General features: G+C 69.9%; 9 protein-coding genes. 3 read left to right on the forward strand and 6 right to left on the reverse strand.

Translation table 11 applies throughout. The features are described 5' to 3' along the window. Positions 1–2 precede the first annotated feature (2 nt). Positions 3–1,964, forward strand: a complete 1,962-nt coding sequence (macB, locus tag WT16_RS20275) for a macrolide ABC transporter ATP-binding protein/permease MacB (RefSeq protein ID WP_006027715.1) — start codon at positions 3–5, stop codon at positions 1,962–1,964. Between the two features lie 9 nt (positions 1,965–1,973). Beyond that, entirely contained in the window at positions 1,974–3,359 is a 1,386-nt protein-coding gene (locus WT16_RS20280; protein ID WP_015603379.1) for an efflux transporter outer membrane subunit, read from the forward strand. A gap of 95 nt (positions 3,360–3,454) precedes the next feature. On the opposite strand, the gene WT16_RS20285 is transcribed toward WT16_RS20280, so the two are convergent. From WT16_RS20285 to WT16_RS20310, 6 genes are all read right to left on the reverse strand, one after another. After that, complete coding sequence (locus WT16_RS20285; RefSeq protein WP_063534066.1) at positions 3,455–4,603, reverse strand: enoyl-CoA hydratase/isomerase family protein; 1,149 nt, start codon at positions 4,601–4,603, stop codon at positions 3,455–3,457. Further along, complete coding sequence (locus WT16_RS20290; RefSeq protein ID WP_006027718.1) at positions 4,600–5,394, reverse strand: enoyl-CoA hydratase; 795 nt, start codon at positions 5,392–5,394, stop codon at positions 4,600–4,602. The genes WT16_RS20285 and WT16_RS20290 overlap by 4 nt, the downstream gene beginning before the upstream one ends. Further along, a complete protein-coding gene (mmsB, locus tag WT16_RS20295; RefSeq protein ID WP_015602520.1) occupies positions 5,394–6,290 on the reverse strand; it encodes a 3-hydroxyisobutyrate dehydrogenase in 897 nt (298 codons plus the stop codon). Before mmsB ends, WT16_RS20290 begins: the two co-directional genes overlap by 1 nt. Before the next feature lie 12 nt (positions 6,291–6,302). Continuing rightward, complete coding sequence (locus WT16_RS20300) at positions 6,303–7,832, reverse strand: CoA-acylating methylmalonate-semialdehyde dehydrogenase (RefSeq protein WP_063534067.1); 1,530 nt, start codon at positions 7,830–7,832, stop codon at positions 6,303–6,305. A 78-nt stretch (positions 7,833–7,910) separates the two neighbouring features. After that, a complete protein-coding gene (locus WT16_RS20305) occupies positions 7,911–9,614 on the reverse strand; it encodes an AMP-binding protein (protein WP_063534068.1) in 1,704 nt (567 codons plus the stop codon). Positions 9,615–9,919: 305 nt separating this feature from the next. Beyond that, on the reverse strand, positions 9,920–11,053 hold the full coding sequence (locus WT16_RS20310; protein ID WP_015603915.1) for an acyl-CoA dehydrogenase family protein: 1,134 nt from the start codon (positions 11,051–11,053) through the stop codon (positions 9,920–9,922). A gap of 99 nt (positions 11,054–11,152) precedes the next feature. Here WT16_RS20310 and WT16_RS20315 point away from each other — a divergent pair, with 99 nt between their 5' ends. Continuing rightward, positions 11,153–12,280 (forward strand): AraC family transcriptional regulator, encoded by a 1,128-nt coding sequence (locus WT16_RS20315; protein ID WP_075645064.1) that lies wholly within the window; start codon positions 11,153–11,155, stop codon positions 12,278–12,280. The last annotated feature ends 63 nt before the right edge of the window (positions 12,281–12,343 follow it).

Below are 12,343 nucleotides of genomic sequence, written 5' to 3' on the forward strand. Positions count from 1 at the left end.
CGATGACCGGGCCGCTGCTTCAGCTCACGCGCGTCACGCGCCGTTTTCCCGCGGGCGACAAGGACGTCGTCGTGCTCGACGACGTGAACCTGTCGATCGACGCGGGCGAGATCGTCGCCATCGTCGGCGCGTCCGGCTCGGGCAAGTCGACGTTGATGAACATCCTCGGCTGCCTCGACCATCCGAGCTCGGGCAGCTACACGGTCGGCGGGCGCGAGACGAGCGAGCTCGAAAGCGACGAGCTCGCGCGCCTGCGCCGCGAGCATTTCGGCTTCATCTTCCAGCGCTATCACCTGCTGCCGCATCTGTCCGCGGCCGAAAACGTCGAGATGCCCGCCGTCTATGCGGGCAGCGCGCACGCGCAGCGGCGCGAGCGCGCGCTGAAGCTGCTCGCGCGCCTGGGCCTGTCCGATCGCGCCGGCCACCGGCCGAGCCAGCTATCGGGCGGCCAGCAGCAGCGCGTGAGCATCGCGCGCGCGCTGATGAACGGCGGCGAGGTGATCCTCGCCGACGAGCCGACGGGCGCGCTCGATTCGAACAGCGGCCGCGACGTGATCCGGGTCCTGCGCGAGCTGAACGCGCTCGGCCACACGGTCATCATCGTCACGCACGACGAGCACGTCGCCGCGCACGCGCGCCGCGTCATCGAGATCAGCGACGGCCGGATCGTCGGCGACCGGCTCAATCCGCGCGCGGATGAAGCCGGCGCCGCGCGCGACGCGAACGGCAACGCCGGGCCGCTTCGCGCGCACCGGCTGTCGGCGGGCGTCGGCCGCTTCGCGGAAGCGTTCCGGATGGCGTGGATCGCGCTCGTGTCGCATCGGCTGCGCACGCTGCTCACGATGCTCGGGATCATCATCGGGATCACGTCGGTCGTGTCGATCGTCGCGATCGGCGAAGGCGCGAAGCGCTACATGCTCGACGAAATCGGCAGCATCGGCACCAACACGATCAACGTCTACCCCGGCGCCGACTGGGGCGACAGCCGCGCGGACGCGATCCAGACGCTCGTGCCCGCCGACGCCGCCGCGCTCGCCGAGCAGATCTACGTCGACAGCGCGACGCCCGAGACGTCGCGCAGCCTGCTGCTGCGCTATCGGAACATCGACGTCAACGCGCTCGTGAGCGGCGTCGGCGAGCGCTTCTTCCAGGTGCGCGGGATGAAAATGGCGCAAGGCATCGCGTTCGGCCCCGACGAGGTGCGCCGCCAGGCGCAGGTCGCGGTGATCGACGAGAACACGCGCCGCAAGCTGTTCGGCGCGAACCCGAATCCGCTCGGCGAAGTGATCCTGATCGACAATCTGCCGTGCGTCGTGATCGGCGTGACCGCCGCAAAGAAGAGCGCGTTCGGCGACATGAAGAACCTGAACGTCTGGGTGCCGTACACGACGGCGTCCGGGCGCCTGTTCGGCCAGCGGCACCTCGACAGCATCACCGTGCGCGTGCGCGACGGCCAGCCGAGCAACGCGGCCGAGCAAAGCCTGACGAAGCTGATGCTGCAGCGGCACGGCCGCAAGGATTTCTTCACGTACAACATGGACAGCGTCGTCAAGACGGTCGAGAAGACCGGACAATCGCTGACGCTGCTGCTGTCGCTGATCGCGGTGATCTCGCTCGTCGTCGGCGGGATCGGCGTGATGAACATCATGCTCGTGTCGGTGACCGAGCGCACGCGCGAGATCGGCATCCGGATGGCGGTCGGCGCGCGGCAGGCCGACATCATGCAGCAGTTCCTCGTCGAAGCCGTGACCGTCTGCCTGATGGGCGGCGCGATCGGCATCGTGCTGTCGTTCGGCATGAGCTTCGTGTTCTCGCTGTTCGTCGACCAATGGAAAATGGTGTTCTCGGCCGGCTCGATCGCGTCGGCGTTCCTGTGCTCGACGCTGATCGGCGTCGTGTTCGGCTTCATGCCCGCGCGCAACGCGTCGCGGCTCGATCCGATCGATGCGCTCGCGCGCGATTGAGGTGACGCGATGACGACACTACCCTCGACTCATCGTTTCGCCCGGCGCGCCGCCGCGCTCGCATGCGCGGGCGCGCTGCTGTCCGGCTGCGCGAGCCCCTCGCGCAACGCGCCGCCGCCCGCGCTCGAGCTGCCCGCGCAGTGGGCCGCGCCCGTCGCCGCGCAGGCGAGCGCCGCGCCCGACGACTGGTGGCGCCGCTTCGGCGACCCGACGCTCGATCGCCTGATCGACAGCGCGCTGCGCACGAACAACGATCTCGCGGCCGCCGCGATCCGCGTCTACCGCGCGCAATTGCAGGCGGGGCTCGCGGACACGAACCTGACGCCGAACGTGACGCTCGGCGCGACGGGCAACGTATCGCGCACGCTCGACACGCACCGGATGAGCCGCACGAGCGGCATCACGGCGGCGCTCGGCTACGAACTCGACCTGTGGGGCAAGCTCGCCGCGCAGCGCGACGCCGCGCGCTGGGAGCTGGAAGCGACGCAGGCCGACCGCGATGCGGCGCGGCTCGCGCTGATCGGCACGACGGCGGCGCTGTACTGGCAGATCGCCTACCTGAATCAGCAGATCGCGATCGGCGACGCGAACATCGCGTATGCCGAGCGCACGCTGCAGCTCGTGCAGTCGCGCCACGCGGCGGGCGCGACGTCCGGGCTCGACCTCGCGCAGGCCGAGCGCAACCTGTCCGCGCTGCGCGCCGACCAGACGCAGTTGATCCAGCAGCGCACCGAGAATCGCAACGCGCTCGCGATCCTGTTCGACCGTCCGCCGCAGCGGCAAGCGGCCGAGCGCGACGCGCTGCCCGCGGCGCCGCTTCCGGACGTCGCCGCGGGCGTGCCGGCCGAGCTGCTCGGCCGCCGGCCCGATCTGCGCGCGGCCGAGTTCCGGCTGCGCGAATCGCTCGCGAACGTCGACGTGACGCGCACGAGCTTCTATCCGACGTTCACGCTGACGGGCAACGTCGGCACGGCGAGCACGAGCCTCGAGCGCGTGCTGCAGAATCCTGTCGCGACGCTCGGCCTCGGGCTCACGCTGCCGTTCATCCAGTGGAACACGATGCAGTTGCAGATCAAGGTATCGAAGTCGCAGTACGAGGAAGCCGTCGTCAATTTCCGGCAGAGCCTGTATCGCGCGCTCGGCGAAGTCGAGAACGCGCTGTCGGCGCGCGTGCAGCTCGAGGCCGAGGCCGACGAACGCACCCGCGCGCTCGCGCAGGCGCAGCGCGCCGAAACGCTCGCGAAGGCGCGCTTCGCGGCCGGCGCGACGGGCGTGCAGCCGTGGCTCGACGAACAGCAGCGGCTGCGCGACGCGCAAAGCGCGCTCGCGCGCAATCAGTTGGGACGGCTCAACAACCGGATGGATCTCTACAAGGTGCTGGGCGGCGCGGGATAGGCCGCAGCGGGGAACGGCGGAGCGGCCGCATCGTCGTATCTGCCGCCGGCCCCGCGCCTCGAACCGCCAATCGCCGCGCCGCCGCCAACGCGCGCTCAGCCCGCGGCCGCGCCGAGATCGGCGAGCGGATGCGCTTCGCGCTTCCACGGCGACGTCAGGAAATGCAGAACGCGCTCGCGCTGCACCTCGACGAGCGTCGCGGGCGCCCAGCCCGGCCTGCGGTCCTTGTCGACGAGATGCGCGCGCACGCCTTCGCAGAAGTCGCCCTCCTCGATCGCATGCGCGACGATGCCGAGCTCCATCCGGAACGATTCGGCGAGCGTCATCTGCCGGCCGCGCAACAGCGCGTCGCGCGTGACGTCGAGCATTGTCGGCGAATGGCTCGTCAATGCATCGAGCGTCGTCTGCAGCCATTGCCGATGCTCGCGCGAGAGCTCGTCGCGCGTCAGGTCCTGCCGCAGCGTCGCGACGATCCGCTCGACGCCGGAGCGCTTGTCGAAGTGGCGGACGATCCACGGCATCTGGCTGTCGAGCGCCGCATGCGGAACGACGTTGCACGGCGGCGCGAACACCGCGCGCAATCCGCGCAGCACGTCGCCCGACCAGTCGGCGCGCTCGAGCCGCGTCTCGAACGTGTCGAGCCACGACGACGGCACCGACAGATCGGCGAGCTTCGCCGCGAGCGCGTCCGCGCCCGACAGCGTCGCGCCCGTGAGGCCGACGTACAGCGACAGCTCGACCGGCAGCCGCGCCAGGAAATGCGTCGCGCCGACGTCGGGCACGAAGCCGATCCGCGTCTCCGGCATCGCGATCTTGCTGCGCTCGGTCGACACGCGCAGCGCGGCGCCTTGCGCGAGCCCCATTCCGCCGCCCATCGTGATGCCGTCCATCAGCGCGACGACGGGCTTCGGGAACGTGTGAATCGCGTAGTCGAGCCGGTATTCGTCGACGAAGAACGGCAGCCAGCCGCGGCCGCGCGCCTTCGCCATCCGGTAGAGCGCGCGCACGTCGCCGCCCGCGCAGAAGCCCCTGTCGCCCGCGCCGCGCAGCACGACCGCGACGATCGAGCGATCGTCGCGGCAGCGTTCGAGCAACGCGGCGAGCTCGCGCACCATGTCGTGCGACAGCGCGTTGAGCGCGGCCGGCCGGTTCAGCGTGATCAGCGCGACGCAGTTCACGACGCGCATCAGCACGTCGCGCGCCGCCGCGTCGTGCGAGATGTCATGCATCATCGGCGTGCTCATCGCGGCTGCCCTCCGTCGTCGGCTCGCCATTGCGGCTTGCGCTTGCCGAGAAACGCGGCCACGCCTTCGCGCGGCTCGCCGCCGTCGAACAGATCGACGAAGCGCTCGCGCTCGACCGCGAGCGCGGCGCCGCGCGGCACGCCCTGCCGCGCAAGGCCGATCAGCTCCTTCGCGACGCCCACCGCGCGCGGACCGAGCGCAACCGCGCCGCGCGCGAGCTCGATCGCGGCATCGCGCGCGCGGCCGGTGTCGACGACTTCCTCGACGAGGCCGATGCGCAGCGCGGTTGGCGCGTCGACGCGCACGCCCGCGAGAATCATCCGCTTCGCCCAGCCCTCGCCGACGAGCCAGGGCAGCGTCTGCGTGCCGAGCCCGCACGGCGTGAGGCCGACCGACGGCTCGGGCAGCGCCATCTGCGCGTGCCGCTCGGCGACGCGCATGTCGCATGCAAGCGCGCATTCGAGACCGCCGCCCATCGCGTAGCCGTTGATCGCGGCGATCGTCGGAAAGCGGGCGTCGTGCAGCGCCTCGAACGCGACGCCGAAGCGCGACGCCATCGTGCGCGCCATCGCGTGATCGCCGTCGGCGAACGAATGCAGATCCGCGCCCGCGCTGAAGAACTTCGGGCCGTCGCCCGTGACGACGAGCGCGCGCACGCGGGAATCGGCTTCGAGCCGCTCGATCGTGCGCTGCAGTTGGAGGAGCCCGTCCGCGCTGAACGTGTTCGCGGACGGGCGCTTGAGCGTGACGAGCGCGATCGCGCCGTCGTCGGCATAGTCGAGCTCGATCATCAGGTTTCCTTTTTGACCGGCTGGTACAGGCGGATCACCGCCGAGAAATCGAGCTTGCCGTCGCCGCGGCTGCTCATCGTCTGATACAACTGCTGCGCGAGCGCGCCGAGGTAGACCGGCTGCCGCGCCTGCTTCGCCGCGTCGTTCGCGAGGCCGAGATCCTTCAGCATCAGATCGGTGCCGAAGCCGCCCGTGTAGCCGCGCGACGACGGCGCGGCCTCGATCACGCCCGGATACGGGTTGTACGTGTCCGAGCTCCAGCAGCGGCCCGTCGACGTGTTGATGATGCCCGCGAGCACCTTCGGATCGATGCCGAGCGACGCGCCGAGCGCCATTGCCTCGGACACGCCCGCCATCGTGATCCCGAGCACGAGGTTGTTGCAGACCTTCGCGACCTGCCCCATGCCGGTCGCGCCGCAGTGGACGATGTTCTTGCCCATCGCCGCGAGCACTGGCTTCACGCGCGCGTAGTCGGCGTCGCCGCCGCCGACCATGAAGGTCAGCGTGCCCGCCGCCGCGCCGCCCGTGCCGCCCGACACGGGCGCATCGACGAACGCGCCGCCGCCGCCGCGCACGAGCTCGCCGAACGCCTGCGCGCTCGCCGGATCGATCGTGCTCGAATCGATCACCATCGCGCCCGCGGCAAGGCCTGCGAGCACGCCATCCTCCTGCGTGAGCACGGCGCGCACGTGCGCGGCCGCGGGCAGCATCGTGACGACGAACTCGGCGCCCGCCGCCGCGTCGCGCGGCGAAGCGGCAACCTGCGCGCCGCCGTCCTTCACGAGGCGCAGCGCGTCCTCGCTCAGATCGAACGCGCGCACTTCATGGCCCGCCTTCAGCAGATTGAGCGCCATCGGCGCGCCCATGTGGCCCAAGCCGATAAAACCGATCTTCATCGCGCCCTCCGGTCAGTGCAGACGAATCGTCGTATTGACGGCGCCCGCCGTCGCGTCGTCGTCGAACCAGCGCGCGGTGACGGTCTTCGTCTGCGTGTAGAACTGCACGACCTGCTTGCCGTACGGGCCGAGATCGCCGAGCTTCGAGCCGCGCGAGCCCGTGAAGCTGAAGAACGGCACCGGCACCGGAATCGGAATGTTGATGCCGACCTGGCCGATGTCGATCTCGCTCTGGAACTTGCGCGCGGCCGCGCCGCTTTGCGTGAAGAGGCCGACGCCGTTGCCGAACGGATTGGCGTTGACGAGCGCGATCGCTTCGTCGAGCGTGTCGACTGACATCACGCACAGCACCGGGCCGAAGATCTCGTGCGTGTAGACCGACATCTCCGGCTTCACGTCCGCGAAGATCGTCGGGCCGATGAAGTTGCCGTGCTCATAGCCGGGCACGCTTACGCCGCGGCCGTCGAGCGCGAGCTTCGCGCCCTCCTTCTCGCCGGCTTCGATGAGGCCGAGGATCCGCTGCTTCGCCGCGCGCGACACGACGGGCCCCACGTCGGTGCCCGCTTCCGCGCCCGCGTTGACCTTCAGCGTCTGCGCCTTCGCGACGATGTCGGGCAGCCAGTCGCGCGCCGCGCCGACGAGCACCGCGACCGACGTCGCCATGCAGCGCTGGCCCGCCGCGCCGAACGCCGCGCCGACGAGCGCGTTCACCGTCTGCTCGCGATTCGCGTCGGGCAGGACCACCGCGTGGTTCTTCGCGCCCATCATCGACTGCACGCGCTTGCCGTGCTCGCTGCCGAGCCGGTACACGTGCGTGCCGACGGCCGTCGAGCCGACGAACGAGATCGCCTTCACGAGCGGATGCGAGCACAGCACGTCGACGACTTCCTTGCCGCCGTGCACGACGTTCAGCACGCCCTTCGGCACGCCCGCCTCGATCGCGAGCTCGACGAGCTGCATCGTCGACAGCGGGTCCTGCTCGGACGGCTTCAGCACGAACGTGTTGCCGCAGACGATCGCCATCGGGAACATCCACAGCGGGATCATCGCGGGGAAGTTGAACGGCGTGATGCCGACGCACACGCCGAGCGGCTGGCGCAGCGAATACGTATCGACGCCGCCCGCGACGTTCTCCGCGAATTCGCCGAGTTGCAGCGTGCCGACCGAGCACGCGTGCTCGACCACTTCGAGGCCGCGGAACACGTCGCCCTCGGCATCGGGCAGCGTCTTGCCCTGCTCGGCCGTCAGCGTCTTCGCGATCTGCGGCAGGTTCGCGCGCACGAGATCCTGGAACTTCAGCATGATGCGCATCCGCGCGGAGAGCGGCGTGCCCTTCCATTTCGCGAACGCGGCCTGCGCGGCCTCGACGGCCGCGTCGACTTCGGCGGCGGTCGCGAACGGCACGCGCGCGAGCAGCTCCTGCGTCGCCGGATTGACGATGTCGCGCCACTCGGTCGCGTGGGATTCGACGAATTCGCCGGCGATCAACAGCTTCACGGTCGGCACGTGATGTCCCTTCCGGGACGACGGAGTTGCGTTCATCGTGAGATTCTCCTGGCTATGGCCGGCGGCGCGCCGCGCGCGTCGCCGGCCGGTTGATGCGAAGCGGCACGCCGGGCGTCACTTGCCCTCGGCCGCGAAATCCTCTTCCCAATACTCGCCGGGCATCCGGCCCGACGCGTCGTCGCCGCGCTCCAGCTCGCGGCGGCGCAGCTCGACGCGGCGGATCTTGCCGGAGATCGTCTTCGGCAGCTCGGCGAACTGCAACCGCCGAATCCGCTTGTACGGCGCGAGCTTTTCGCGCGAGAAGCGGAAGATCTCGCGCGCGAGCGCCTCGCTCGGCTCGTAGCCCTCGCGCAGCGTGATGAACGTCTTCGGCACCGACAGCCGCAGCGGGTCCGGGCTCGGCACGACGGCCGCCTCGGCGATCGCCTCGTGCTCGATCAGCACGCTCTCCAGCTCGAACGGGCTCAGCCGGTAGTCGGACGACTTGAATACGTCGTCGGCGCGGCCGACGTAGACGAAGTAGCCGTCGTCGCGGCGCAGCGCGATGTCGGACGTGCGGTAATGGCCGTCGCGCATCGCGTGCGCGGTCGCCTCCGGGTGGTTCGCGTAGCCCTTCATCAGGCCGACCGGGCGCCCGGCGCCCGGGCCCACCGGCAGCGCGACCTCGCCTTCGCTCGCGGGGGTGCCGTCCGGATCGAGCAGCACAATCGCGTAGCCCGGCAGCGGCCGGCCCATCGAGCCCGGCACGACCGGCTGGCCCGGCGAGTTGCCGATCAGGCACGTCGTCTCGGTCTGCCCGTAGCCGTCGCGGATCGTCACGCCCCACGCCTTCTTCACGCGCTCGATGATCTCCGGATTGAGCGGCTCGCCCGCGCCGACGATCTCGCGCAGCTTCACCGGGAACGCCGCGAGCGGCTGCTGGACGAGCATCCGCCAGACGGTCGGCGGCGCGCACATCGTCGTGACCTGATACCTGACGAGCGCGTCGAGCACGACCTTCGGCTCGAAGCGCGCATAGTTGAACGCGAACACGCACGCCTGCGCGTTCCACGGCGCGTAGAAGCAGCTCCATGCGTGCTTCGCCCAGCCGGGCGAGCTGATGTTCCAGTGGACGTCGCCCGGCTGCAGGCCGATCCAGTACATCGTCGACAGGCTGCCGACCGGATACGTGCGGTGCGTGTGCTCGACGAGCTTCGGCTTCGACGTCGTGCCCGACGTGAAATACAGCAGCATCGGATCGCTCGCGCGCGTGACGCGCTCGGGCGCGAAATCGGCCGCGGCCGCATAGCCGTCGGCGAACGCGAGCCACCCCGCGCGCGGCGCGCCCGCGACGATCTTCGTCACGTCGAGCCCCGGCTGCTCGAACTTCGCGGCCTCGCTCTCGTCGACGATCGCATAGCGCGCGCCGCCGATCTGCACGCGCTCGCGCACGTCGTCGGCGGACAATTGCGTCGTCGCGGGCAGCACGACCGCGCCCAGCTTCATCGCCGCGAGCATCGCGTCCCACAGCTCGACGCGGTTCGGCAGCATCAGCAGAATCCGGTCGCCGCGCGCGACGCCGATCCCGCGCAGCCAGTTCGCGATCCGCGCGGAACGCTCCGACATCTGCGCGAACGTGTACTGCGCGCCGTCGCCCGTCGCCGCGTCGACGATCCACAGCGCGGGCTTGTCGTTGCCGCGCGCGATCGCGTCGAAGTAATCGAGCGCCCAGTTGAATTCGTCGAGCGCCGGCCACCTGAAATCGCGATATGCGGTGTCGTAGTCGGTGCGGTGGCGCAGCAGAAAATCGCGTGCGTCGAGGAACGCCAGTGCCGTCATCGTGTCGTCTCCTGTCGATCGGAGTTGGCGCTTTAGCGCCTACTCCGATCCCATGCAAAGCTGTCGATCGGAGTTGGCGCTTTAGCGCCTACTCCGATCCCATGCAAAGCTGTCGATCGGAGTTGGCGCTTCAGCGCCTACTCCGATCCCATGCAAAGCTGTCGATCGGAGCTGGCGCTTCAGCGCCTACCCCGATCCCATGCAAAGCAGTCGATCGGAGCTGGCGCCTCAGCGCCTACCCCGATCCCATGCAAAGCTGTCCATGTTGCGCGAGTGCTTCCTTGCGGCGATTCGCGCGACAGCGCTCAAAGCTGCCGCGCGATCACCATTCTTTGCACTTCGCTGGTCCCCTCGTAGATCTGCGTGATCCGCGCATCGCGGTAATGGCGCTCGACCTCGTAATCGACGAGGAAACCGTAGCCGCCGTGGATCTGGATCGCGTCCGAGCACACCGCCTCGGCCATCTCGGACGCGAAGAGCTTCGCCTGCGACGCCTCCGACAGGCACGGCAGCCCCGCCGTGCGCAGCCGCGCCGCGTGATGCGTGAGCAGGCGCGCGGCGTTGATCTGCGTCGCCATGTTCGCGAGCTTCTCGGCGATCGCCTGATGCTCGGCGATCGGCTTGCCGAACTGCACGCGCTCGCGCGCATAGCGGCGCGCGCGGTCGAACGCGGCGCGCGCGATGCCCGTCGCCTGCGCGGCAATGCCGATGCGCCCGCCCTCGAGGTTCGACAGCGCGATCCTCAGCCCCTCGCCGCGCTTGCCGAGCAGATTCTCCTGCGCAATCGCGCAGTTCTCGAGCGTGATCGGACACGTGTCCGACGCGCGGATGCCCATCTTCTTCTCGGGCTTGCCGACGATGAAGCCCGGCGTGTCGGCCGGCACGACGAACGCGGACAGCCCGCGCTTGCCCTCGTCCGGATCGGTCATGGCAAAAACGATCGCCAGGCCCGCGCGCGCGCCGTTCGTGACGAACTGCTTGCTGCCGTTCAGAATCCACTTGCCGTCGCGCAGCTCCGCGCGGGTGCGCAGGTTGTGCGCCTCGGAGCCCGCGTGCGGCTCGGTGAGGCTGAACGCGCCGATCGTCTTGCCGCTCGCGAGATCGCGCAGCCAGCGCTCCTTTTGCTCGGTCGTGCCGTAGTTCAGCACCGGGCCGCAGCCGACCGAGTTGTGCACGCTCACGAGCGTCGCGCACGACGCGCAGCCCGCCGCGATCTCCTCGAGCGCGAGCGCGTAGGCGACGTAATCCGTATACGATCCGCCCCAGTCGGCGGGCACGATCATGCCGAGAAAGCCGAGCTCGCCCATCTGCGCAACGACCTCGTCGGGCAAATGCGATTCGCGGTCCCACTGGGCGGCGTTCGGCGCGAGCACTTCGGCGGAGAAGGCGCGCGCGGCGTCGAGGATCATCCGTTGATCTTCGGTGTAGAGATCGTCCATGACTGCATGTCTCCTGGGCGCCAACCGCGTCGTCGCGCGGCGCGCCTCGATCATTCTGTGTCGATCAGTCAAGTGTAGGCAACGCGCGGAAACTGTTCGATGCTCGCTCCGCTCAATTACACTGATCGTTTTTGCCATACCGCACCGCGGCACGCTCCTGCGATGAAGCACGAAGAGAAGAAGGGCACCGTTTCGATCGAACTCGTCGAGTCGAGCCTCGCGCTGTCGCGGCGGCGCGGCGTCGGCGACGCGCCGCTCCTCGCGCAGGCGGGCATAGCGGCCGCGCTGCTCGCGCAGCCGAACGCGCGCGTGTCGGCGCGGCAGTACGGCGCGCTGTGGAACGCGATCGCGCGCGCGCTCGACGACGAGTTCTTCGGCCAGGACCCGCACCCGATGCGCTGCGGCAGCTTCATCGCGATGAGCCAGGCGGCGCTCACGGCGCGCAACGGGCTGCGCGCGCTCGCGCGGGCGGTCAACTTCATGCACTGCGTGCTCGACGATCTGCACGCCGAGATCGACGCGAGCGCCGAGCGCGTGCGGCTGCGCTTCGTGCATCGCAACAACGCGAACCCGCCGGAGATGTTCGCGTACGCGACCTATTTCGTCATCGTCTACGGCCTCACGTGCTGGCTGATCGGGCGGCGCATTCCGCTGCTGCACGCGAGCTTTCGCTGCGGCGAGCCGCGCGCTGTCCACGAATATCGACTGATGTTCTGCGACGACATGCGCTTCGGCCAGCCCGATTCGTACGTCGATTTCGATCCGGCGTTCGCCGCGCTGCCCGTCGTGCAGACGGCCAAGACGCTCAAGCCGTTCCTGCGCGACGCGCCCGCGAGCTTCATCGTCAAGTACCGCAATCCGCACGCGTTCGGCGAGCGCGTGCGCGCGGCGCTGCGCGCGCTGCCGCCCGCCGCGTGGCCGACCGCGCAGGCGCTCGCCGCGCGGCTGCATGTGGCCGAGGCGACGCTGCGGCGCAAGCTGAAGCAGGAAGGCCATTCGTATCAGTCGATCAAGGACGCGCTGCGCCGCGATCTCGCGTGCGAGGCGCTCGCCGACCCGGCCCGCACGGTGGCCGACGTCGCGGCGGCGGCGGGCTTCGCCGAGCCGAGCGCGTTCTACCGCGCGTTCCGCAAGTGGCGCGGGATGAGCCCCGCCGACTACCGCGACGCCGCGCTCGCCGCGCGCGCGGCCGCTTCACGCTTTCGCCGGAAACCGCCTACTCTTTAAGCACCGGGCGCCCGCCCTTCTCACGGCCCGGCTGCGGCGCCGCACCATGCGGCAGCGCGCCGC

This window comes from Burkholderia sp. MSMB1589WGS (assembly GCF_001636105.1).
In the GTDB taxonomy this organism is placed as follows: Bacteria; Pseudomonadota; Gammaproteobacteria; order Burkholderiales; family Burkholderiaceae; genus Burkholderia; species Burkholderia humptydooensis.

What these genes read in the sequence shown, in the direction of transcription:
- macB (WP_006027715.1), top strand. Translation starts at nt 3, where the DNA reads ATGACCGGGCCGCTGCTTCAGCTCACGCGCGTCACGCGCCGTTTTCCC.
- WT16_RS20280 (WP_015603379.1), top strand. Translation starts at nt 1,974, where the DNA reads ATGACGACACTACCCTCGACTCATCGTTTCGCCCGGCGCGCCGCCGCG.
- WT16_RS20285 (WP_063534066.1), bottom strand. Translation starts at nt 4,603, where the DNA reads ATGAGCACGCCGATGATGCATGACATCTCGCACGACGCGGCGGCGCGC.
- WT16_RS20290 (WP_006027718.1), bottom strand. Translation starts at nt 5,394, where the DNA reads ATGATCGAGCTCGACTATGCCGACGACGGCGCGATCGCGCTCGTCACG.
- mmsB (WP_015602520.1), bottom strand. Translation starts at nt 6,290, where the DNA reads ATGAAGATCGGTTTTATCGGCTTGGGCCACATGGGCGCGCCGATGGCG.
- WT16_RS20300 (WP_063534067.1), bottom strand. Translation starts at nt 7,832, where the DNA reads ATGAACGCAACTCCGTCGTCCCGGAAGGGACATCACGTGCCGACCGTG.
- WT16_RS20305 (WP_063534068.1), bottom strand. Translation starts at nt 9,614, where the DNA reads ATGACGGCACTGGCGTTCCTCGACGCACGCGATTTTCTGCTGCGCCAC.
- WT16_RS20310 (WP_015603915.1), bottom strand. Translation starts at nt 11,053, where the DNA reads ATGGACGATCTCTACACCGAAGATCAACGGATGATCCTCGACGCCGCG.
- WT16_RS20315 (WP_075645064.1), top strand. Translation starts at nt 11,153, where the DNA reads ATGCTCGCTCCGCTCAATTACACTGATCGTTTTTGCCATACCGCACCG.